The organism is Mycobacterium sp. NGS66, from assembly GCF_059812225.1.
Map to the genome: position 1 here is coordinate 106,280 of NZ_JCALCG010000012.1, position 21,225 is coordinate 127,504.

A 21,225-nucleotide genomic window follows, 5' to 3' on the forward strand; every position below is an offset into this window, starting at 1 on the left:
CGTCCGATGCTAACGGGTACCCAGCAGCCGCCTAGCTGGACGGGCGCGGGTCAGCTCGGCGGACGGGAGACGCATTGGGCCGAGTAGAGCTCCTCTCCGAGCTTGTCCATCAACTCCAGCTGGGTCTCCAGGTAGTCGACGTGGATCTCCTCGTCGGCGACGATCTTCTCCAGCAGGGTGGCGCTGGTGCTGTCCTGCTTTTCGCGGCACATGATGATCCCGGGCTTGAGACGGTTCAGCACGTCGTATTCGATGGCCAGGTCTGCCTCGAACTGCTCGCGCAGCGTCTGGCCCACCCGTAGTGACCCGATCCGCTGGTAGTTCGGCAATCCGTCCAGTATCAAAATGCGGTCGGTGATCGCCTCGGCGTGCCGCATCTCGTCGAAGGATTCGGCGCGGGTGTGCTCGGCCAACTCGGTGAAACCCCAGTTGTCCTGCATCTTGGAGTGCAAGAAATATTGGTTGATAGCGGTGAGTTCGCTGGTCAATTGTTCGTTCAGCAGGCGCAAAACATCCGGATCACCTTGCATGACCACTCCTAGGCTGTGAGGGCTGTCGATGTCGAACTGCGGCAGATGGGCTGGGCTGGAGCACCATCTCGCCGGCCTATGGCCCGCCGGCGTGCCGATCTCAATCTAGTCCAGCAGCGCGGCCTCGGCGCGCGCTTTCACCCGCCTTCGGCGCGTCATGCGAAGGCGACGATTCGGTCACGTGTCGTTACTTAGGTTAGACTCCGCTAACCTACTTAGGATAGACTTCACTAATATGCGGTCCGTTCCAATCGGCAGTTTCGCCTAGGGGTTTGGATGTACGTGTGCCTGTGCGTCGGGGCCACCAATCAGACGGTGTCCGACTGCGTGGCCCGTGGTGCATCGACGTCCAAGGAGGTGGCCGCCGCCTGTGGGGCCGGCGCTGATTGCGGGCGCTGCCGCCGGACATTGCGGGCGATCATCGCCGCCGCGGCCCAGCTGGAGCGGGCCGGCTAGTTCGTCTCTCACCTGACTCGCCGAACGTGGGCTCCCCCGCGTTCGACGCGGTTAGCGACTCTTGTTGAAGTCCGCCAGCGCGGCGGCATTGGCCTGGGCGCCCATCAGCTCGGCGAAGTGCGCGTTCTCCCGCGCGGTGGCGGCCAGGATTTCCGGGCGAACCGGCTCGACGATCGTGTGCTTGACCGCCATCAGGCTGGAAATCGGCCGGGCCGCAAGCACTTCCGCGTGCCGACGGGCTTCGGCCAGCAGCTCGTCGGGCTCGCAGACCCGCCACACCAGGCCCATTCGCAACGCCTCTCGCGCGTCAACCCACTCCGAGGACATCAACAACCAGGCGGCGTTCTGCCGGCCCACCAGCTGCGGCAGCAGGTACGACGACGCCGCCTCGGGCGCCACCCCCAGGCTGGTGAACGGGCATTTCAGCCGCGCCGTCGACGACATGAACGCCAGGTCGGCGTAGCCGAGGATAGTGGCGCCGATGCCCACGCCGACGCCGTTCACCGCGCAGATCAGCGGCTTGGGAAAGTTGCTGAGCGCGTCGATCAAACCCGGGAAGCCGTATTTGCCCGGGGTGAAGTCGGGATCGGTGATGCGGGCCTGCATCTCGGCGAGGTCGGTGCCGGCGGAGAAGCCGCGGCCGGCGCCCGTCAGCAGTACCACCGCGACGTCCGGGTCCTCGGCGGCATCCAGCAGCGCCTGCGCGGTGGCGTCGTAGAGGGCTTCGTTGAAGGCGTTCAGTGCCTCGGGCCGGTTCAGCGTGAGGGTGCGTACCCGGTTCTCGTCGTCGATCTGCAGCATCACGAGTTGCCAACCTACCGTGCTGGCGAGCGCGGGGCTCAGCCGTTGCTGTAGACGCGGGTCGGCTCGATCAACACCACGGCACGCCGCTCCTTGGCCATCACCCGGTCGTACTCGGGCCAGTCGTCGTGGGTGCCGCCGGCGGCGGTGAACACCTCGCGCAGCAACAGCCGCAACCGGTCGGGGTCGGTCAGCCACGGCTGCGGGTCATCGGGGCCGACGAGTTCGGCGCGGCCCTCGACGGTCGCCCACTGCCAGCCGTTCTTGAATGTCACCGCCAGCTGGGGCCGCGCCCGCAGATTGGCGAGCTTGACCTTGCCGTAGGTGGTGAAGCCCAACGCAGGCTGACCGTTGCGCGGGTGCGCCAACAAGCCGACGTTGACCAGCGACGCCTGTACGGTCCCGTCGCCGCGAACCGTGGACACCACCGCCAGGCCGCTTTCCCCGGCCGCCAATGAAACCGCGTCGTCGAGTGTTGTCATGTGCGTCCTCAACTTTCGAATGGTGTCTTGAACACGTAGCGGCTGGTGGGCACCGTGTCGATGTTCTCGTTGGCGCCGAATGCAGTTGTGCTGGCAATCATCCGGCCTAGCCGGAGCTGCAGATCGTTGTCGTCGGCCGCGCCGAAGAACGCCTTCAGGTCGGTGATCGCCTCCGCGGGGAACAACTCCTCGACGATGCCCGCGATTCCCGGTGCGTCTGGGGTGAGGGCTCGCACCACCCAGTTCTGGGTGTAGCCGAAGATGGACTGCGTCTCGATGGCCACCGAGGTGTGGTCGCGCTGCCAGCGCGTGAGCCAGGTGTCCACATCCATGTCGGTGGGCCGGCGCAGCAGCGCGATGTTGGCCAAACCCGGTGTGCGCGAGCCGGTTTCGGCGTGCGGGGCGGGCATCGGGACCGACTCGGTGACCAGGTAGGCGGCCAGCTGTTCGCATTCGGCGGCCAGCAGGTCCAACGCCGACGTCACCTGGTCGCCGTAGCACTGCTGGGTCCACAGGCTCACTACCGCAGCCACCGGCGGGTCCAGCGTCGTCAGTGTCATCAGCGAGTGGCGCACCGCGTCGTCGCGGACGTTCACGGCCAGCCCGCGCAGACCCAGGCCCAGTAGCTCTTCGGCGACCGGGCCTCGCTGGCGGGCGCACCAGTCGTCGTCCGGGTCGGCGCGCCTGAGCACGACGATTACCTTCTCCATAGGGCCGAACTTACATTCGCCGCAGGAAGGGAACTGACGGTTGAGCGCATCCTGGGTCGAGCACGCGATCTGGTGGCAGGTCTATCCGCTGGGTTTCGTCGGTGCGTTTCCCTCATCGGAGCCGCCCGCGCCAGGTGAACACCGCCTCCGACGACTCGCCGACTGGTTCGACCACGCCATCGAACTGGGTGCATCCGGGATTGCGTTGGGGCCGATATTCGCTGCTCGCACCCATGGCTATGACACCACCGACCACTACCGCATCGACCCCCGGCTGGGCGACGACGCCGACTTCGACCACCTGATCGCCGAGGCTCGCCGTCGCGGCCTGCGGGTGCTGCTCGACGGGGTGTTCAACCATGTCGGACAGGACTTCGCCCGCTACCGAGAGGCGTCGCACACTGCGGCAGCGGCCCGCTGGTTTCGCGGGCGGCCGCATGGTTTCCACACCTTCGAAGGCCACTCCGAGCTGATCACCCTCAACCACGACAACGCCGAGGTTGCCGACTACACCGTGGACGTGATGTCGCACTGGCTGGGCCGCGGCGCCGACGGCTGGCGACTGGATGCGGCTTACGCTGTGCCGCAATCGTTTTGGGCAGCCGTACTGCCGCGGGTGCGCGAGCACCATCCCGATGCCTGGTTCGTCGGCGAGCTCATTCACGGCGACTACGCCGCGGTGGTCGAGAGCGCGGGCTTCGACTCGGCCACTCAATACGAACTGTGGAAGGCGATCTGGAGCAGCCTCAACGACGGTAACTTCTTCGAGCTGGACTGGGCGCTGCAGCGGCACAACGACTTTCTGGCGACGTTCGCCCCACTGACGTTCATCGGCAATCACGATGTCACCCGGATCGCCAGCCGCCTCGAGCGCGCCGAGCATTTGGCCCACGCGCTGGTGATCCTGCTGACGGTCGGCGGAGTGCCCAGCGTGTACGCCGGTGACGAGCTGGGATTCCTGGGCGTCAAGGAAGACCGGTACGGCGGAGACGACGCGGTGCGCCCGGAGTTCGGTTCTCCCCCACTGCCATTGGACGATGCCGGCGCGAAAGTGTGGGCCCTGCACCAGTATCTGATAGGACTGCGACGTCGGCATCCATGGCTGCATGCGGCGTCGACCACCGCCCTGCGGCTCGACAACCGGCATTACGTTTATCGGACGAGCCGCGCCCAGGATGCGCTGCTGGTCGCCCTCAACGTCGATCACCAGCCCATGCACCTGGTACTGCCTGAGCTGGGCGTCGCGCACGCAGAGGTGCTGGCCGGCTCAACGGCACCCCCGCAGCAGGTTGTCCACGAGGTGGTCGTCGAGGCGCACGGCTGGCGGATCCTGCGGCCCAGTACCCGTTGAAACACGGACCGGCAGCAGTTGACCGGCTCACCGGGACAACACGTTATATTCAGGCGGTGATCAGCGGCGACCCGCTGAGCGGGCGCGATGGCGAACTCGCGGTCATCCGTCGGGCGCTGAGTGCGGGCGGAAGACACAACGGTGTCGTGATCGTCGGTGCCGCGGGGGTGGGTAAGACCCGCCTCGCTCGCGAAGTCCTGCATTCCGCAGAAGCCGCCGGGCAGCGCACCAATTGGATCGTCGGAACCGAATCGGCCCGGTCGCTACCCCTCGGCGCGTTTGCGGCATCGCTGAGCGCGTCCGTGTCCGAGCCGATGCAAGGCGTACGCCATCTCGTCAAATCCTTTGTCGCGCAACAGCGGCAGGGCCGCGTGCTGATCGGCGTGGACGATGCGCACCTGCTCGACGGGTTATCGGCGCACGTGGTGCATCAACTCGCGCAGTCGGGTGCCGGGCGGCTGCTGGTGACCGTTCGTAGCGGCGCGGGCGAGCCGGACGCCGTGACCGCGCTGTGGAAGGACGGCCTGCTGGAGCGCCTGGATCTCGAGCCGCTCTCGGAACATGCGACTCGCGACGTGATGGAAGCGGACCTCGGCGGCCCAGTCGACACCCGCAGCGCCCGGCGGATGTGGAAATTGACCGCCGGCAATGCCCTATTCTTGCGCCAGCTCGTCAAGGACCAAGCCGCGGCGGGCAAGTTTCGCCAAGTGGCCGGAGTGTGGATGTGGGACGAAGGGATCGCGGTTTCGGCCAATGTCAGTGACATGGTGGGCCGCGAGATGGGCCGGCTCAGCGCGGGCGTCGCGGCCGTGGTCGACACCCTCTCGCAAGGGGAGCCACTGAGCGTCGACGTGTTGTGCGACGTGGTGCAGCGGCGTGATCTCGAGCGGGCCGAAGAGCTTCGCCTGGTCTCGGTGGAGCGCGTGGGCGGGTTGCTGACTGCGCGGCTGGCACATCCCCTGTTCGGTGAAATCCGCCGGGCGACCGCCGGCGAGATGTACCTGTCGAGGATTCGCGGCAAGCTGGCGCGGCGCCTCGAAAAGGATCCCGACGCCGACACCTACGCGACGGTGCGCCGGGCGTTGCTGGTTCTGGAATCCGACTTGCCGCCCGACCCGCAACTGTTTCTGACGGCGGCTCGCGCGGCGATGACGTCGCTCGATCTCGAGTTGGCGGATCGGTTCGCTCGCGGCGCCGCGGATGCCGGTGCCGGCGAAGCCGTTGGTTTGCGAGCGATGAATCTTGCGATGCTGGGACGGGGTGCCGAGGCGGAACGGATCTTGTCGGGCATGACGTTCGACGACGATGCCGATCGGTATCACTGGACGACCGTGCGCGCGGCGAATCTGACGTGGATGCTGGCACGACCGGCGGACGGCGCGGCGCTGCTCGCAGAGATCCCCGAAACCCCGGAACGGGCCGCCGTCGACGCGTGCCTCGACGTGATCTCGGCGCGCTGCGCCAGTGCTGAGCAAAAGGCAAGGGCCGCACTGGATTCCGATACGTTACCGGATTTCCACGCGATGATGGCGGCGGTGGCACTGACCATGGCGCTGGGCGCGTTGGGCCGCGTGGACGGGCTGGCCGCCGTAGCTGACGACGCTCTGCGGCGCGCGACCACTTCGTTTCTGGCATCGCCGATGCGGTTCTGGTTCGGCGGTGTTTACGCGCGCGCGTGCCGGTTGACCGGTCGAATCGCCGAATTCGCCGCATTCGCCGACAAGCTGGCCGATACCGCACGAGACGTGCCTGGCGTCGCATACGCCAACCTGGCGCTGCTGCTGGGCAATGTCGCCCTCATGCGCGGGGAGGCTTCGCGCGCCGTCCGGTTTTTGCACGAGGCACTAGCCGGTGCGGAGAACCACAGTGTCACAACGGGTTTGCGGGCCGCCAGCTGTTTTGCGCTGGCGGAGGCACACGCAAAGCTCGGGCAGGCGGAGGAGGCCGCTGCGGGTCTCGCCCAGGCTCGGGTGCCGGACGATTACGTGTTCATGCAGACCGCATGGGCCATCGCGCAGGGATGGGCATCGGCGTCGGCCGGTTCATTGTGCGAGGCGGTTGCCATTGTCCAGCGTGCCCAACGCGAGGCGCGCCTGCGTGAGCAACCCACCCACGAGCTGGCCTGCATTCAGGCCGCCGCGCAGTGGGGTGACGGCTCGGGGGCGGCCCGAGCTCGAGAATTGGCCGGGTGCTTATCCCTGCCGATCGCGAATGTCATAGCCGCGCACGCAGAATCGTTGCATGCCAACGATGGCGAGGGGCTGCTCAGGGTCTCTGCCGAGTACCAAGCGCTCGGTGACCGGGCCACGGCCGCCGACGCTGCCGCGCAGGCCGCGGCGGTACTGACCGTCGGCCAGCATCGCCAGCGCGGGCTGTACGCCGCGGCGATCGCACAAAAGCTGGCCGAGGAGTGCGGCGGGCTGTGCACGCCCGCCCTACGCTGCCCGCCGGGTGTGCCGCTGACCGGGCGCCAGCGCGACGTGATCGAGCTGGTGGTCGCCGGGCTGTCCAACCGCGAGATCGCCGACCGGCTGGTGATGTCGGTGCGCACGGTGGAAGGCCATGTGTACCGAGCCTGCCAGCGGGTGGGCGCGAAGACCCGCGACGAATTGGCAGCGGTGATCCGGCGCGGTGTCCCCGAATGACGGCGGTCAGGCCGCGTCGAACGCCACGGGCAACCGCGCCGGGCCGGTGATACCGACGATCGGTTTCCACCCGGCCGGCCCGGCCCGACGCAGGTTGCGCATCCGAGAAGCCATGACGCGCAACGCTTCCGCCACTTCGCGACGCGCGAGGTTGGCGCCCAGGCAGTAATGCGCACCTGCGCCGAACGTCTGCATCGGCGCCGCTTCCGCTCGTGTGATGTCCAGCCGATCGGGATCGTCGTACACCGCGGGGTCGCGGTTGGCCGCCGCGGTGTTGCACATCACGAAGGTGCCCGCCGGGATGACGACGCCCTCCAGCTCGACGTCTTCGACCGCAATTCTCATCGCGCCGAATACGACTGGTGAATGCCGCATGATCTCCTCGACCGCCTTCGTCGCCATTTCCGGCTGCGCGGCGAGCAGTTCCCACTGATCCGGGTGATCGCACAAGGCGTCCACCGCGGCGGCCACTTGGTTGCGCGTGGTGTCTGTGCCGGCCATCAGCAGGCCCGCGGCCAGCATGCGCAGTTCCTCGCGCGTGAGCCGATCGCCCTGGTCTTCGGCGCGGATCAGATCAGAGATCAGGTCGTCGGTGAGCGACCGCCGTCGCGCGTCGACCATGGCGTCGATGTAATCGTCCAATTCACCCCAGGCGGTGAGGATTTCGTCCTGATGTTCTGGGACGTTCCAGCTGAACAATTTGAAAAAGTCGTCGGCCCACGCGGAGAAGCGCAGCCAGTCCTCGCTGGGAGCGCCGAGCAGCGCGGAGATGACCGGTACCGGGTACGGGCGCGCGATATCGTCGACGACCTCGCACCGTCCGTCGGCCAGCAGCGGCTCGATGAGTCTGGTGATGATCTCGACGATCGTGGTGTCCAAGGCCGCAACCGCACGCGGGGTAAATGCTTTGGACACCAGTCGGCGCAGCCGGGTGTGCTCGGGACCGGTGAGGCTGAGCAGGCTCGTGATCGCCCGCTCCCATAACGGCCCCGAGGTGATGCCTTGCGCTTCGAGGCCCAGGTCGGGCGGGGTGCGGAACCGGGAATCCCGCAAGGCGGCACGGACTAGTTCGTAGCCGAGAATTTCGGGACCGTGCGCACCCATCGCAATGGGCCCTTGTCGAAGCGCAGTCCGCAGGCTGCGGTGCGCCTCTTCGGGACTGCCGGCTTCTTCGTACGCGACGGTCGGTAGGTCGGCATCGAACACGCTGGGACGGCTGCGTGCGGCGACGACGGTCATGGTGATCCTCCGGGTCCAGTTGGCCCCATGCTCGATCCGATCGGAGGATCGCCGCTAGCGTAGTGAGCTACTCGACTCCCGGGCACTCTTTAACTGAGGCCCAGCCGCCGCAGGGTCAGCGCGTCCTGCTCGCCGCCGTAGTACTTGTCGAGCAGTTCGACGAATTCCTGGTTGTCTTCGGTGGCGCGGGCGAACAAGGTCATCGACGAGCACAACTTGAGGTCGTCAGGCGAACCGAAGATCTCGCTGATCGAGCGGCCCTGCACCTGGTTGACCAGCCGAGTGCACTCGCGCAGGCGCGGCCCGAGCAGCTCGTGACGCAGATACTCCCGGGCTTCCTCGAGTGAGGCGATGCCATACCGGGCCGCCATCGGGCTGCTGCCGAGGCCGCGCAGTTGCGGGAAGATGAACCACATCCAGTGACTGCGTTTTCGTCCGCTGCGCAATTCGTCGACGACGCTGGAGTAGATCCGGGCCTGTGCGTCGACGAAGCCCTGCAAATCGAAGCGGTCGGTTGCCGATCCCATAGTGATTACGGTTGCACACATGGCGGTCAAACGACGAGTGCCCAGAGTCAACGATCTGGCGCCGCTCATTCAGTTCAAGCGTCCCGAGTTCAACCGCACCAAGCGCCGCCTCGACGCCGCGGTGACCATCGAGGACCTGCGGCGCATCGCCAAACGGCGCACCCCCAAGGCTGCTTTCGACTACACCGACGGCGCCGCCGAAGACGAGCTGTCGCTGCAGCGTGCCCGACAAGCCTTCCGGGACATCGAGTTTCACCCCACGATCCTGCGCGACGTCACCAACGTGTGCACCGGATGGTACGTCCTGGGCCAGCCCGTGGTGTGGCCGTTCGGCATTGCGCCGACCGGGTTCACCCGGTTGATGCACACCGAAGGTGAGATTGCCGGCGCTCGGGTGGCCGCCGCGGCTGGGATCCCGTTCGCGCTGTCCACCCTGGCCACCTGTGCCATCGAAGACGTGGTGACCGCGGTTCCGCAGGGCCGCAAGTGGTTTCAGCTCTACATGTGGCGAGACCGTGACCGCTCGATGGCGTTGGTCAAGCGCGCCGCCGATGCGGGCTTCGACACCTTGCTCGTCACCGTCGACGTTCCGGTTGCCGGCGCCCGGTGGCGCGACGTTCGCAACGGGATGTCGATCCCACCGGCGTTGACGCTGCGCACCGTGCTCGACGCGCTGCCGCACCCGCACTGGTGGTTCGACCTGTTCACCACCGAGCCGCTGGCGTTCGCATCGCTGGACCGCTGGTCCGGAACGGTTGGCGAGTACCTCAACACCATGTTCGACCCCAGTGTCACGTTCGACGATCTGGCCTGGATCAAGGACCAGTGGCCAGGCAAGCTCGTGGTCAAGGGAATTCAGACGCTCGACGATGCCCGCGCCGTCGTCGATCGCGGCGTGGACGGCATCGTGTTGTCCAATCACGGTGGTCGCCAGCTCGACCGGGCGCCGGTGCCTTTCCACCTGTTGCCGACGGTCGCCCGCGAATTAGGTAAGGACACCGAGGTTTTGCTGGACACCGGCATCATGTCCGGTGCTGACATCGTCGCTGCGGTAGCACTGGGAGCGCGCTGCACGCTGGTCGGCCGGGCCTACCTCTATGGGTTGATGGCCGGCGGCGAGGCCGGCGTCAGGCGTGCGATGGAGATTCTGCAGAGCGGCATCACCCGGACGATGGCGCTGCTCGGCGTTACCTGCCTCGAGGAACTGTCACCCAAGCATGTGACTCAGTTACGCCGCCTGGTGCCCGGTTAAACGCGGCGAGCAGACACAAAATCCCCGATTTCGTCGGCGTGTCGCAGGCTTTCGCGGGTGCTCGGCTGGCTAAAGGCACCGGTGTCGTCCAGCCCGGCCAGCTTGCGCCACGATTGGATGGCGTGGCGGGTGAAGTCCACTATCCGGCTGGAAACGGTGCCTTCGGAGCCCAGCGCGTGGGCGTTGATCGCAGCAAGCGCCACCTGATCTGCCGTCGACCAGACGTTTCTCGCGGCGGTCGACTCGTGCGCGGCCCGCAGGGCATACCGGCTCGCGGTCGGCGGATCGGTGTCGAGCGGCCGGGAAGCGCGGTCGGCGGCGTCCCAGTCGGCGAACGGTGGCATTTCCCCCGACGCGGCGGCGCGGTGCAGGCCGGCAATGTCGGCGATGGCTTTGACCGTAGTGATCCTGGCAAATTTGAGCACGCCCCAGCTGGGGCTGGTCAACATTTCGGCCAGCCAGGCGTGCACGACGGTGTCGGGGACATCGGCGGTTCCCACTGTCTGCCAAGCGAGTTCGAGAGCCAGCACGGCGTTGTCCGGCGACAGATAACCGTCGGGTCCGGCCAGTCGGTCGTTGCATGCTTGAACGAGGACGCTCAGCGGGTGGGCCGAACATTCCGGAAAGTCGGTGACCTGCGCATCGCCGTTGACGTAGGAAATCACGTTCATGGCGCATCCCTTGCCCGAACCTGGCTGGTGGGATCCCTTGGCCAGCCTCAGCGGGTGAGTAATCCGATACAGGTCCATCTCGATTGGCCCCTTTCGCCTCTCGAAGCTCAGTAGGACGGTTGGTTACTCAGTCAGACGGCTGCGATGCCCGCGCCGTTCGCCGATCTTCGAGATGCGCTGCACCAGCTCTGCGATATCGCAGCTGTTCTAGGTGTTTGGTGGGTCGGCCCAGCCTGTGCGCGACCACTTGACGGATTCTCAAAAGATCCTTGAAGGATTCTTGGAACGGTGGAAAAGGCCAGCACAGCGCATCCTGACGGTCATTTGTAACCTGTTTATACGGTTACACCGTGCAGGATCAAGTGAAACCTGTCAAGATGGTTACTTGTGATCTTCGTCTATGTGAGTGGCCGCCAATGCCTGGACTTCTTCGGCACGCTCAAGCACCGAGACTCGAGTCGCGAGGAACTGCTGACGCAGCCGCAAAGCCTGTCGGACTGGGCAGTGCAGGCGGATCTGGTGGACACGGCATTCGACGTCGCCGACGATGACCTGGCCGCCGCGATCGCCCTGCGTGAAGCCGGCTACCGGACCGTCGTCGCCCGGCTCGACGGGCACGGTCCGCGCGCCGGCGACGTCATGCTGATCAACCAGTGGGCGGCCCGGCCCCGACTCACGCCGCGGCTGCACCGAAGCGGCTCGGTGAGCCGTGACGGCAGCGCCTCGCAGCTGCTCGCGACCCTCGCGGCAGATCTGCTCGACCTGCTGGCAGGCGCCGAATTTGCCAACGTCAAACGGTGTGCCCACCCGGAATGCACACGGCTTTACCTGGACTCCTCACGAGCCAAGAACCGGCACTGGTGCGGCATGAGCACCTGCGGTAACCGCGCCAAAGTCCAGGCCTTCCGGGCCCGTCAGCGCACGTTGGAAGCCCAGGACTGACGCCCAGCGTGAAGCTCGGCGCGTATCCCGTCGGGAACAAACCGGCCGCCGCCAAGGTTGAGCGCATCGGACTCAAACTTTGGAGGATTGATGGCTGAAGCCAAATCGGTGCCGGTGCTGTTCGTCACCGACACCATCGTGTTGCCCGGAATGGTCGTCCCGATCGCGCTGGACGACGCCGCACGGGCCGCGATCGACGCCGCTCAGGCGACCGAATCACGGCAACTACTGATCGCCCCCCGCCTGGAAGACCGCTACCCGTCGCACGGCGTGATCGCGAAGATCCTGCAGGTCGGACGCATCGCGGGCGGCGGCACGGCCGCGGTGGTGCGCGGTGAGCGCCGGGCACACATCGGCGCGGGCGCGTCCGGGCCTGGCGCGGCGTTGTGGGTCGAGGTGACCGAGGTCGCCGACCAAGAGGTGACCGACGAGATCAAGGCCCTGGCAGCCGAGTACAAGAAGCTGCTGCTGGCCATGCTGCAACGCCGTGAGGCCTGGCAGATCGTCGACTACGTGAACAGCCTGACCGACCCGTCGGCGCTGGCGGACACCTCGGGCTACGCGTCTTACCTGACCGATGTGCAGAAGCGCCAGCTGCTAGAGACCGCCGACGTGGCCGAGCGGCTGCGGGTGCTGATCGATTGGACCAGCTCGCATCTGGCCGAGGTCGAGGTCAACGACAAGATCGCCGAAGACGTACGCGAAGGCATGGAGAAGACGCAGAAGGAATTCCTGCTGCGTCAGCAGCTGGCCGCTATCCGTAAGGAGCTGGGCGAGGGTGAGCCCGACGGATCAGACGACTACCGTGCCCGCGTCGAAGCGGCCGACCTGCCCGAGAAGGTGCGCGAGGCCGCGCTGCGGGAGGTCGGCAAGCTGGAACGCGCCAGCGACCAAAGCCCGGAAAGCGGCTGGATCCGGACCTGGCTGGACACCGTGTTGGATCTGCCCTGGAACGTGCGGACCGAGGACTCGACGGACCTGAAGGCGGCGCGGGAGATCCTGGACGCCGACCACCACGGGCTGGAAGACGTCAAGGACCGCATTGTCGAATACCTGGCCGTGCGTACCCGCCGGGCGCAGCGCGGGCTGCAGGTCGTCGGCGGCCGCGGCTCCGGCGCGGTGATGGTGCTGGCCGGCCCGCCCGGCGTCGGCAAGACGTCACTGGGTGAGAGCGTCGCGCACGCGCTGGGCCGCAAGTTCGTGCGGGTGGCCCTGGGCGGCGTGCGTGACGAGGCCGAGATCCGCGGCCACCGTCGCACCTACGTCGGTGCGCTGCCGGGCCGCATCGTGCGTGCGATCGGCGAGGCGGGTTCGATGAATCCCGTTGTGCTGCTTGACGAGATCGACAAGGTCGGCTCCGACTACCGCGGTGACCCGAGCGCGGCGCTACTCGAGGTGCTCGACCCCGCGCAGAACCACACGTTCCGCGACCACTACCTGGACCTGGACCTGGACCTGTCCGACGTGGTGTTCCTGGCGACCGCCAACGTGATCGAGAACATCCCGTCGGCGTTGCTGGACCGCATGGAGCTGGTGCAGATCGATGGTTACACCGAGGACGACAAGGTGGCCATCGCGCGCGACTACCTGCTGCCCCGGCAGCGCGAGCGGGCGGCGCTGAACGACGACGAGGTCACGGTGACCGAGGCCGCGCTGCGCAAGATCGCCGCGGACTACACCCGCGAGCCGGGTGTGCGGCAGTTCGAGCGGCTGTTGGCCAAGGCACTGCGCAAGGTGACCACCAAGCTCGCCGACGAGCCCGGGCCGGTCACGGTCGACGAGCCGGATCTTGTTGGCTACCTGGGCCGTCCGCGCTTTACCCCCGAGTCGGCCGAACGCACGGCGATCCCGGGTGTGGCCACTGGGCTGGCCGTCACCGGGCTCGGCGGCGACGTGCTCTACATCGAGGCCGGTTCTACCGAGGGTGAGCCTGGTTTGCAGCTGACCGGGCAGCTGGGCGATGTGATGAAGGAGTCGGCGCAGATCGCGCTGTCCTACGTGCGCTCCCACGCTGCGGAGTTGGGTGTCGACCCCGCGGTGCTGGACCGGCGCATTCACGTGCACGTGCCGGCGGGCGCGGTGCCGAAGGACGGGCCGTCGGCCGGGGTCACGATGGTGACCGCGCTGGTGTCGATGGCCACCGGGCGGCAGGTGCGCTCCGACGTCGGGATGACCGGCGAGGTCACGCTGAACGGTCGGGTGTTGCCGATTGGCGGTGTGAAGCAGAAGCTGCTGGCCGCCCAACGTGCCGGACTGTCAACGGTTTTCATTCCGCAACGCAACGAGCCGGATCTGGACGACGTTCCCGCTGAAGTGCTGGAGGCGCTGACGGTCAAGCCGATGACCGATGTCGCCGAGATCGTCGCGCAGGCTTTGGAGCCCGCGGCTGAGCCGGCCACCGTCGCTGCCTGAATGACGCGAATGCCGGGAAGAGGTTATATAGCGGTATAACGCCTAGCTGATTTGGGGCCTTCATGCATATAACCAACCTGCGCAAGGTCGGTGGTTCAGTGATGTTGGCTGTTCCGCCCGCCTTGCTCGATATCTTGCACCTGCAGGTCGGGGCGAAGGTCGGCTTGGCAGTCGACAATGGCCGCCTGGTGGTCGAGCCGCAGCCGCGGCCGCGCTACACACTCAATGAACTGTTAGCGCCATGCGACGCCTCGGCCGACATCGCCATCGACGACCAGGAATGGCTCGATGCCAAGCCGATCGGCGCTGAACTGCTGTAATGGAGCGCGGCGATATCTACCTTGTGTCGCTGGCCAAGCTGGTCACCATCTTTGAATGACTTCCGGGCCCGGGTGCGGATCTAGCAAAATCAGGGATATGGCTAATACCCGGGATCTGAAACGGCAAGTGGTTCATCGTGTGCAACGGCTTGTGGTCAATCCGATCGGTCGGCAATTGCCGGTGACGATGATCGAAACCGTCGGCCGCAAGTCCGGAAAGCCGCGGCGTACGGCCGTCGGCGGACGGGTGGTCGACAACCAGTTCTGGATGGTCTCCGAACACGGCGAGCACTCCGACTACGTGCGCAACATGAAGGCCAACCCGCGCGTACGGGTGCGCGTCGGCGGCGAGTGGCGCAACGGAACCGCACACCTATTGCCCGATGACGATCCGGTGCGACGGCTGGGCAACCTCCCTCGGCTCAACAGCGCGGTCGTGCGCTTGATGGGTAGCGACCTGCTCACTATCCGAATCGACCTGGACTGATGGCGTACGACGAGGATCTGGCCAACCGGATCCGCGAACTGGTGGCTCCTCAGCGCGGGGTTGAAGAGAAGCGGATGTTCGGCGGGTTGGCCTTCTTGGTCAACGGCAACATGTCCGTGGCCGCCAGCGGTCAGGGTGGGTTGCTGGTGCGCGTGCCGCCGGAAGACACCGACAAGCTGCTGGCACGCGCGCACGTCAGCCTCATGGTGATGGGCGGCCGCGACATGCGGGGCTGGCTCCGCGTCGACAACGAGGGCGTCAAAACCAAACGGCAACTTCAGAGTTGGGTCAACCGGGGCGTCGACTACGCGCGCACGCTCCCGCCCAAGTAGAAAGTTTGCGGTCGGGCGTCGCGGGTACGCGGCGAGGTATGGACCAGCCCGAACGCGTGCGACGGCTGCTCAAGGTCGCCGGGACCACATATGCGGCGGAGGCAGGAATCCGGCTCAACGACAAGCCGATGCCGCTGTTTCAGTTGCTGGTGTTGTGCATGCTGGCCAGCAAACCGATCGACGCCGCCATCGCGATGAGCGCGGCGCGGGAGCTGTTCCGCGCCGGTCTGCGCACGCGCCAACGCCGTCTGGCGGCCGCTCTGGTGCGGGCATCGCTGGACGAGGATGTGCGATGGCAGGTGACCGATTGAGAAACCCATGACGGTGCGGATCGGCACGTCGGGCTGGTCCTATGACCATTGGACCGACGTGCTTTACCCGCCAAAACTGGCTTCCGCCAAGCGGTTTGCGCAGTTTCTCGAGACGTTCGACACGGTCGAGCTCAACGCGAGTTTCTATCGCTGGCCGAAAGAGTCGACGTTCGCCGCGTGGCGCGATCAGATGCCGCGCGGCTGCACCATGTCTGTCAAAGCGCATCGCGGATTGACCCACTACCGTCGGCTGGCCTCACCCGAACCGTGGATCGAGCGGTTCGAACGCTGTTGGCAGATCTTGGGCGATCGCCGTGGAGTGCTGCTGGTGCAATTGCATCCTGAGCAGAAGCGCGACGACGCCCGCCTGGATTCGTTTCTGGCAGCGGTGCCGCCGTCAATCCGCGTCGCCGTCGAGTTGCGTCACCCGTCGTGGAATGACAAGGCGGTCTATGAGTTGCTGCAACGCAATCGTGCCGCCTATGTCGTGATGAGCGGGGCCGGACTGGCATGTGCGCCGCGGGCCACCACCGATTTCGTATACGTCCGGATGCACGGACCGCCTCAGGATTCCATCTATGCCGGCAATTACACCGACGACGAGCTGCGCCGCTGGGCCGAGCTGATTACGCAATGGCGGGACGACGGCCGCGACGTATGGATGTACTTCAACAACGACCTCGGCGGTCACGCCGTCCGCAATGCGCTTAAGCTGCGCGAACTTTTGAGCTGAGTCGCCGCGAGTAGGCTGGCGACGTCGACAACAGGATGGAGCAGCAACTATGGCCAGCTCGACCACATTCGTCATCGTCGGCGGCGGACTTGCCGGCGCTAAGGCGGTAGAAGCGTTGCGCGACAAGGACTTCGACGGCCGGATCGTTCTCTTCTGCGAAGAGGATCTCCTGCCCTACGAACGCCCTCCGTTGTCCAAGGAGTATCTGGCCGGCAAGAAGTCGTTGAGCGACTTCACCGTCCACAACTCGGACTGGTACCGCGAGCATGACGTCGACTTGAGGCTGGGCGGCAGGGTCTCGGCGCTGGATCCGGCCGCGCACACCGTGGCGCTGCCCGACGGCACAACGTTCGGCTACGACAAGCTGCTGCTGGCGACCGGATCGGCGTCGCGGCATGCGCCGATACCTGGATCCGATACCGCCGGAGTCCACTATCTGCGTACCTTCGGTGACGCGGCTGCGCTGAATTCCATTCTGGCCGAAGGGAGTTCACTTGCCGTGGTGGGCGCCGGATGGATTGGGCTGGAGGTGGCCGCGTCCGCGCGTCAACGCGGTGTCAACGTCACCGTCGTTGAGACCGCCAAGCAGCCGCTGATGGCCGCGCTCGGCGAATCCGTCGGCGAAGTCTTTGCCAACCTGCATCGCGACCACGGCGTGGACCTGCGGCTGGACGCCCAAGTCGAAGAGATCGCGACTTCACAGGACAAAGCAACCGGGCTCAAGTTGGCCGACGGGTCGACGGTGAAGGCCGACACCGTGCTGGTGGCCGTCGGGGCCAAGCCCAACGTCGAACTCGCGGAACAAGCCGGGCTTGCGATGAGTGACGGCGGCGTGGCGGTCGACGCCTCGCTGCGTGCCAGCGATCCCGACATCTACGCGGTCGGTGATATCGCCGCCGCCGAGCATCCGCTGTTCGGTGTCCGGATCCGTACCGAGCACTGGGCCAACGCGCTCAAGCAGCCCGCGGTCGCGGTGGCCGGAATGCTTGGCACGCCAGCCGAATACGACGAGCTGCCCTACTTCTTCACCGACCAGTACGACCTCGGGATGGAATATGCCGGACACGCCGCCGGCTCCGACCGCGTGGTGTTCCGCGGCGACGTCGCCGGCCGGGAGTTCGTCGCCTTCTGGCTTGACGGCGACAGCCGAGTGCTGGCGGGAATGAACGTCAACATCTGGGACGTGCTCGACGACGTCAAGGCCCTGATCCGGTCCAAGGCTCCGGTGGGCGCCGACAAGCTGGCCGACCCGCGAGCGCCGTTGGCCGACCTGCTGGGTTAACCGGTACTCAGGTTTCGTCGACCGGCGTCCATGGCCCGTGGATCACCTCGGGTGGGCGCTGGACCTGCAAGCGCTCCCGCTCGGCGCGCCGGCGTTTGATCCGCAAGCGTGCGTCGGCCGGCATGGTGACTACCTCGTCGCAGGTCAAGTAGTACACGTCGTCGACGACGTCGATCAGGTCGGCCGCCACCCGCCGAGATCCCAGCTCGCGCAAGGCCATCCGCAGCTCGTGGGTGAACCGCAAGGTGGTGTCGTGGGCCAGTTCTCGCGAGTCGCGGGCGTTGTCGGCCAGCCGTCGGGCCAAGGTCGCGGGCGGCGCCGGCTCGGCGGGCTGGTCAGCGACTTCGGCGGCGGCCATCAGCAGCGTCGCCGGGTCGTCGCCGAACGTCGGTTGCGCCAGTTCGGCTTCGCCGCGTCCGCGGTGGCCGATCCGGGTGAGGGCCGTATCGAGGGCGCTCGCGGCATTGGGAAATAACACCCGCACGCCGTCGATGTCGCCGCTGCGGGCCAGCGCAAGCAGCTGCGGCTCGGGCCGCAACACCTCGGCCAACGTCGCGATCTCGGCGGCCACCCGGCCGCTTTCCATGATCGTGCTCACCCCGGATAGATGGCCGCCGGCGCTGGTGTGCTGCAGCGCCGCGGCAGTCAGACCGCTGTCAATCACCCACAGCGCGGTCAGGATCCAACCCTGGTGAATCCGATCCCGCAACAACGGGATGCGCACCTGCAGGCCGGCCTCGGGCAGTGAGGCCAGCCGTCGCGCATCGAGGTGCTCCGCCGTCGCGGCGGCGCTGTAAGCCTGCGTGTCGGACCGCAGATGGCGCAACAGGGCCAGCGACCGTGCCGTGACGACCGCTTTGGCGACCGGACCCAGCGGCCCACCCGCCAGTTGTGGGCGGCCGTACGGCAGCAGCTGGGTGTCCTGCTCCTGCTCACCCAGGAACCGCTGGGTGACGGTTTGCTGGTCCCAGCCGGGCAGCTGGGTGGCGGCGACGACATTGGCCGAGACACCGACATAGGGGCGGTGGCCGAACACCGCGATGGCCCTGCTCCCCCATTCGTCACCGACGACGCCGCCCAGTGCCAGGACCTGACCCATCACCCCGCTCGCCGCACGCAGCCCGCCGAGTTGGACGTCCAGCGTGATCGGGGTCAACGGTCCCGGCAGCGCCTCGGCCAGGCTGGTAGCGCTGAACACCGGGAACCGCGGGTCGATGCGGTCGTCGAACTCACCCTCCAGCCCTTCAGGCATTGCGGGTTGCAAGCGGTCCGGCGGCGCGAGTCGCGGCAGCGGTTCCACCGGAAGCGCGAGTTGGCCCGCCTGGAAAGTAGCGCCGCCCGCATCGAGGCGGCGCCCCACCAGTCCCCGCCCGGTGTCCACCACGGCCTCGCTGGCGTGCCAGCCGAACTCGAACCGCCAATCTTCTTGCACCGCAGCCAGATCCATCTGCGGGAAGAGTTCCGCCCAGCCGCGGATTCGGGGCACCCGCGAGCGCGGATCGATCGATCGCAGCAGCCGCCAGGCAGTGACCACGTTGACCGTGTCCGGGGTGGCCAGGTCGACGATCCCGGTGCGGTCGGTGCCGACCGCCGCAACCAGAAACCGGGCCAGATCGTCGAGGTGCAGTACCCGCATGGGCCGCTCGGTGACCTTGGCACGCAGCAACGTGGCCACCGTACGGCACACCATCCAGTCGAGCTGGCGGCCCACGGGCGGAGCGATGCGGACGACCAGGCTCGGTGCCCAACTCGTGGCGACCAGCGACTCGGCCGGCCGGTACAACTCGGGCTCTCCGGCGGCTTGCGAGACGAAGACCAGCCGGGCACCGGCACGGGCAGCGGCATGGGTGACATGCGCAACGCCGTTGATGCCTTCGCCTCCGGGAGCGCTGCCGTCCATCGGCGCCAGATGAATCACCGCGTCGGCATCCTCGGCCAGGTCGTGCAAGACCGGGCTACTGAGCGGGGCGCGGACGAGGTCGACCTGTGCGGGCAAATATTCATGCGAACGCTGCGCGATGCCGCTGACCGTGTGCCCGGCCGCCACCAGGTGGCGTGCCACCAGGCGGCCGACTGCGCCGGTGGCACCGGTTAGCAGGATCCGCACGCGTTACTCACCTCCCGACAACTCGACAATAGGCATCTTGCCCCGATTGGAGTCGGTTTTGCCGTCGCGTCAAAATTCGCTGGTGCCACCGAAAGGGTCACAGCGTTGCTGTGCCGTCGGCCTGGACTGTGACCTTGGTGCCGGCGATATCCTCGCGAACCGACATTTCAGCGGCCGCCGGATCGGCGATCACGGCCAGTGTGCGCGCGTCGTCAGGCGTGCGGACCGCCAGGAAGATCTTCTCCGGTTTTCCGTCCCGGTCGAACGGCGTGGTCCAGGCTTCGACGGTGCCGACGCCCTCCCATTCCGTCAACTCCTGCCGGACCGGTTCCCGATCCACCGCCGATTGCACGTTCTCCCAACGGAATTCATCCGGCGGCTCGGTGGCGTAGACGCCGAAGCTGTGCTTGGTCAAGTAGCCGCCGTTGGCCGTGATCAGCCCACGCCGACCGGGATTCGAGACCAGCAGCTCGGCCATGGTGGCGATGGAATGCGTCACGTAGTTGCTCCACGGGCCGCCGGCGAAGGTCAGGCCGCCGGTGACGGTCAGCGGGCGGGCGGGATCGTCGATGCTGAGGCCGAGTTCGTTGGCCGCGACCTGGACCGCGGAGGGAAAACACGAGTACAGGTCGACGTAGTCGACGTCGTCGACCGACAGGCCGGCCAGCTCGAGGACCCGCGTGCCGGCTATCCGGATGGCCGGCGACCGATGCAGCTCGGCACGCTCGGCGATCGCCGAGGTGTCGTGCGCGTCAGTGCCGGCCTGCGGGAAGACCCAGCGGTCAACCGGGATCTGCAGGCGCTGCGCCTGTTCGGCCGACGCCAGGATGAGTGCGGAGCCCTGGTCGACCATGTTGTTGGAGTTCATCAACTTGGTGTAGGGCCAGCTGATCATCCGGTTCTGCGGGCCGGGCAGCGCGATCTCCTCGGCGGTCACCGGCTTTTGGATCCAGGCGTTCGGATTGTCTACCGCGGCGGCGTTGAAGCGCGCCCAGAGCTCGCTGATGCGCCGGAGGTGATCGCCGGCCGACTCGCCGTTGGCGATTCGCAGCGCCTGCTCGAATAGCGGATATACGTAGGCAGGGCGGTCCAGCCTGATCCGGATCTCGGCATCGCCGGCCATCGGTACGTCTTCGCCGGCCACCTCGGCCATCGGCACCGATCGGTCCTGATCCGTCCAGATCAGTTTGGCGCCTTTGGCCCGCAGCCCCCTGCGGGTGCGCCAGGTTTCGGCGCCGGCCAGCAGCACCACGCCGGCGCGTCCGCGCTGGATGTCCAGGCACGCCTGGTTGACCAGCGACTGCGGCACATTGCCACCGACCGGGCTGTACAGCGTGGTGAAGTCGCCGGCGCCGATCCGTTGGCCCAGCAACAGGCCGGGATCCCGGTATTGCGCCGACAGGATGTTGACCACGCGAATCGAGTCCACGGCCTGCAGAACATGGGGCTCACCCGCTTGCTGGGCCGCCGCGGCCATCAGGTCGACCGGCTCGATGGATCGGCTCGCAGGGTCGATCGGCTCGCGGTGGTTGACCTGGCCGTAGCCGATCAACACCGGCGTGTTGGGGTCAACTGGCATCCATCGAACCTATCGCAGCCCGCCGATCGAGCCGGATGGACGACCTCGCGCGCGGT

The 21,225-nt window shown here is 66.8% G+C and carries 20 protein-coding genes and 1 pseudogene; 12 read left to right on the plus strand and 9 right to left on the minus strand.

Features of this window, described 5'->3' with window-relative positions:
* Positions 1–50: 50 nt before the first annotated feature.
* Positions 51–530, minus strand: coding sequence for a bacterioferritin (gene bfr, locus AC5Y2L_RS20675; protein WP_499937685.1), 480 nt, complete (start codon positions 528–530; stop codon positions 51–53).
* A gap of 276 nt (positions 531–806) precedes the next feature.
* On the opposite strand from bfr, the gene AC5Y2L_RS20680 reads away from it, so the two are divergent.
* On the plus strand, positions 807–986 hold the full coding sequence (locus AC5Y2L_RS20680; protein WP_067241322.1) for a (2Fe-2S)-binding protein: 180 nt from the start codon (positions 807–809) through the stop codon (positions 984–986).
* Between the two features lie 51 nt (positions 987–1,037).
* On the opposite strand, the gene AC5Y2L_RS20685 is transcribed toward AC5Y2L_RS20680, so the two are convergent.
* The 3 genes from AC5Y2L_RS20685 to AC5Y2L_RS20695 are packed head-to-tail and all read right to left on the minus strand — an operon-like array spanning position 1,038 to position 2,979.
* Complete coding sequence (locus AC5Y2L_RS20685; protein ID WP_499937687.1) at positions 1,038–1,790, minus strand: enoyl-CoA hydratase/isomerase family protein; 753 nt, start codon at positions 1,788–1,790, stop codon at positions 1,038–1,040.
* A 35-nt stretch (positions 1,791–1,825) separates the two neighbouring features.
* Complete coding sequence (locus tag AC5Y2L_RS20690; RefSeq protein WP_499937688.1) at positions 1,826–2,269, minus strand: TIGR03618 family F420-dependent PPOX class oxidoreductase; 444 nt, start codon at positions 2,267–2,269, stop codon at positions 1,826–1,828.
* Between the two features lie 8 nt (positions 2,270–2,277).
* Positions 2,278–2,979: an EthD domain-containing protein gene (locus tag AC5Y2L_RS20695; protein WP_499937690.1), complete on the minus strand. Its 702-nt coding sequence runs from the start codon at positions 2,977–2,979 to the stop codon at positions 2,278–2,280.
* A gap of 40 nt (positions 2,980–3,019) precedes the next feature.
* On the opposite strand from AC5Y2L_RS20695, the gene AC5Y2L_RS20700 reads away from it, so the two are divergent.
* Both AC5Y2L_RS20700 and AC5Y2L_RS20705 read left to right on the plus strand, forming a co-directional pair.
* Positions 3,020–4,330, plus strand: coding sequence for an alpha-amylase family protein (locus AC5Y2L_RS20700; protein WP_499937692.1), 1,311 nt, complete (start codon positions 3,020–3,022; stop codon positions 4,328–4,330).
* Between the two features lie 56 nt (positions 4,331–4,386).
* Positions 4,387–6,975 (plus strand): LuxR C-terminal-related transcriptional regulator, encoded by a 2,589-nt coding sequence (locus AC5Y2L_RS20705; RefSeq protein WP_499937694.1) that lies wholly within the window; start codon positions 4,387–4,389, stop codon positions 6,973–6,975.
* Positions 6,976–6,981: 6 nt separating this feature from the next.
* Here AC5Y2L_RS20705 and AC5Y2L_RS20710 read toward each other — a convergent pair whose 3' ends face one another.
* Both AC5Y2L_RS20710 and AC5Y2L_RS20715 read right to left on the minus strand, forming a co-directional pair.
* Entirely contained in the window at positions 6,982–8,214 is a 1,233-nt protein-coding gene (locus tag AC5Y2L_RS20710) for a cytochrome P450 (RefSeq protein ID WP_499937695.1), read from the minus strand.
* 89 nt (positions 8,215–8,303) lie between these two features.
* Positions 8,304–8,741, minus strand: coding sequence for a DUF1810 domain-containing protein (locus tag AC5Y2L_RS20715; protein WP_499937697.1), 438 nt, complete (start codon positions 8,739–8,741; stop codon positions 8,304–8,306).
* Positions 8,742–8,760: 19 nt separating this feature from the next.
* Here AC5Y2L_RS20715 and AC5Y2L_RS20720 point away from each other — a divergent pair, with 19 nt between their 5' ends.
* Positions 8,761–9,993 carry an alpha-hydroxy acid oxidase gene (locus AC5Y2L_RS20720; protein ID WP_499937699.1) on the plus strand — a complete coding sequence of 411 codons (1,233 nt, stop codon included), beginning with the start codon at positions 8,761–8,763 and terminating at the stop codon, positions 9,991–9,993.
* On the opposite strand, the gene AC5Y2L_RS20725 is transcribed toward AC5Y2L_RS20720, so the two are convergent.
* On the minus strand, positions 9,990–10,664 hold the full coding sequence (locus tag AC5Y2L_RS20725) for a hypothetical protein (RefSeq protein ID WP_499937701.1): 675 nt from the start codon (positions 10,662–10,664) through the stop codon (positions 9,990–9,992). The genes AC5Y2L_RS20720 and AC5Y2L_RS20725 overlap by 4 nt on opposite strands.
* 387 nt (positions 10,665–11,051) lie before the next feature.
* Between AC5Y2L_RS20725 and AC5Y2L_RS20730 the strand changes: the two genes are divergently transcribed.
* The 8 genes and pseudogenes from AC5Y2L_RS20730 to AC5Y2L_RS20765 all read left to right on the plus strand — a co-directional run bounded on the left by AC5Y2L_RS20730 (position 11,052) and on the right by AC5Y2L_RS20765 (position 17,483).
* Complete coding sequence (locus AC5Y2L_RS20730) at positions 11,052–11,606, plus strand: CGNR zinc finger domain-containing protein (RefSeq protein WP_499937702.1); 555 nt, start codon at positions 11,052–11,054, stop codon at positions 11,604–11,606.
* Positions 11,607–11,696: 90 nt separating this feature from the next.
* Positions 11,697–14,018: an endopeptidase La gene (gene lon, locus AC5Y2L_RS20735; protein ID WP_499937703.1), complete on the plus strand. Its 2,322-nt coding sequence runs from the start codon at positions 11,697–11,699 to the stop codon at positions 14,016–14,018.
* Between the two features lie 62 nt (positions 14,019–14,080).
* Entirely contained in the window at positions 14,081–14,338 is a 258-nt protein-coding gene (locus AC5Y2L_RS20740) for an AbrB/MazE/SpoVT family DNA-binding domain-containing protein (protein ID WP_499937704.1), read from the plus strand.
* A 97-nt stretch (positions 14,339–14,435) separates the two neighbouring features.
* Complete coding sequence (locus AC5Y2L_RS20745; protein WP_499937706.1) at positions 14,436–14,825, plus strand: nitroreductase family deazaflavin-dependent oxidoreductase; 390 nt, start codon at positions 14,436–14,438, stop codon at positions 14,823–14,825.
* Positions 14,825–15,157 carry a TfoX/Sxy family protein gene (locus AC5Y2L_RS20750; protein WP_499937707.1) on the plus strand — a complete coding sequence of 111 codons (333 nt, stop codon included), beginning with the start codon at positions 14,825–14,827 and terminating at the stop codon, positions 15,155–15,157. Before AC5Y2L_RS20745 ends, AC5Y2L_RS20750 begins: the two co-directional genes overlap by 1 nt.
* Before the next feature lie 38 nt (positions 15,158–15,195).
* Positions 15,196–15,414 (plus strand): annotated as a pseudogene (locus AC5Y2L_RS20755) (endonuclease); the annotation flags it as partial.
* A 61-nt stretch (positions 15,415–15,475) separates the two neighbouring features.
* Positions 15,476–16,201 (plus strand): DUF72 domain-containing protein, encoded by a 726-nt coding sequence (locus tag AC5Y2L_RS20760; RefSeq protein WP_499937709.1) that lies wholly within the window; start codon positions 15,476–15,478, stop codon positions 16,199–16,201.
* Positions 16,202–16,250: 49 nt separating this feature from the next.
* Positions 16,251–17,483, plus strand: a complete 1,233-nt coding sequence (locus tag AC5Y2L_RS20765; protein WP_499937710.1) for an NAD(P)/FAD-dependent oxidoreductase — start codon at positions 16,251–16,253, stop codon at positions 17,481–17,483.
* 7 nt (positions 17,484–17,490) lie between these two features.
* Here AC5Y2L_RS20765 and AC5Y2L_RS20770 read toward each other — a convergent pair whose 3' ends face one another.
* Positions 17,491–19,590: an NAD-dependent epimerase/dehydratase family protein gene (locus tag AC5Y2L_RS20770; protein WP_499937712.1), complete on the minus strand. Its 2,100-nt coding sequence runs from the start codon at positions 19,588–19,590 to the stop codon at positions 17,491–17,493.
* A 97-nt stretch (positions 19,591–19,687) separates the two neighbouring features.
* Complete coding sequence (locus tag AC5Y2L_RS20775) at positions 19,688–21,169, minus strand: acetyl-CoA acetyltransferase (RefSeq protein WP_499937714.1); 1,482 nt, start codon at positions 21,167–21,169, stop codon at positions 19,688–19,690.
* Between the last annotated feature and the right edge of the window lie 56 nt (positions 21,170–21,225).

Excerpts from the sequence above, each read along its gene's own strand:
- bfr (WP_499937685.1), bottom strand. The coding sequence starts at position 530 with ATGCAAGGTGATCCGGATGTTTTGCGCCTGCTGAACGAACAATTGACC.
- AC5Y2L_RS20680 (WP_067241322.1), top strand. The coding sequence starts at position 807 with ATGTACGTGTGCCTGTGCGTCGGGGCCACCAATCAGACGGTGTCCGAC.
- AC5Y2L_RS20690 (WP_499937688.1), bottom strand. The coding sequence starts at position 2,269 with ATGACAACACTCGACGACGCGGTTTCATTGGCGGCCGGGGAAAGCGGC.
- AC5Y2L_RS20695 (WP_499937690.1), bottom strand. The coding sequence starts at position 2,979 with ATGGAGAAGGTAATCGTCGTGCTCAGGCGCGCCGACCCGGACGACGAC.
- AC5Y2L_RS20710 (WP_499937695.1), bottom strand. The coding sequence starts at position 8,214 with ATGACCGTCGTCGCCGCACGCAGCCGTCCCAGCGTGTTCGATGCCGAC.
- AC5Y2L_RS20715 (WP_499937697.1), bottom strand. The coding sequence starts at position 8,741 with ATGGGATCGGCAACCGACCGCTTCGATTTGCAGGGCTTCGTCGACGCA.
- AC5Y2L_RS20720 (WP_499937699.1), top strand. The coding sequence starts at position 8,761 with ATGGCGGTCAAACGACGAGTGCCCAGAGTCAACGATCTGGCGCCGCTC.
- AC5Y2L_RS20725 (WP_499937701.1), bottom strand. The coding sequence starts at position 10,664 with ATGAACGTGATTTCCTACGTCAACGGCGATGCGCAGGTCACCGACTTT.
- lon (WP_499937703.1), top strand. The coding sequence starts at position 11,697 with ATGGCTGAAGCCAAATCGGTGCCGGTGCTGTTCGTCACCGACACCATC.
- AC5Y2L_RS20740 (WP_499937704.1), top strand. The coding sequence starts at position 14,081 with ATGCATATAACCAACCTGCGCAAGGTCGGTGGTTCAGTGATGTTGGCT.
- AC5Y2L_RS20745 (WP_499937706.1), top strand. The coding sequence starts at position 14,436 with ATGGCTAATACCCGGGATCTGAAACGGCAAGTGGTTCATCGTGTGCAA.
- AC5Y2L_RS20750 (WP_499937707.1), top strand. The coding sequence starts at position 14,825 with ATGGCGTACGACGAGGATCTGGCCAACCGGATCCGCGAACTGGTGGCT.
- AC5Y2L_RS20760 (WP_499937709.1), top strand. The coding sequence starts at position 15,476 with ATGACGGTGCGGATCGGCACGTCGGGCTGGTCCTATGACCATTGGACC.
- AC5Y2L_RS20765 (WP_499937710.1), top strand. The coding sequence starts at position 16,251 with ATGGCCAGCTCGACCACATTCGTCATCGTCGGCGGCGGACTTGCCGGC.
- AC5Y2L_RS20775 (WP_499937714.1), bottom strand. The coding sequence starts at position 21,169 with ATGCCAGTTGACCCCAACACGCCGGTGTTGATCGGCTACGGCCAGGTC.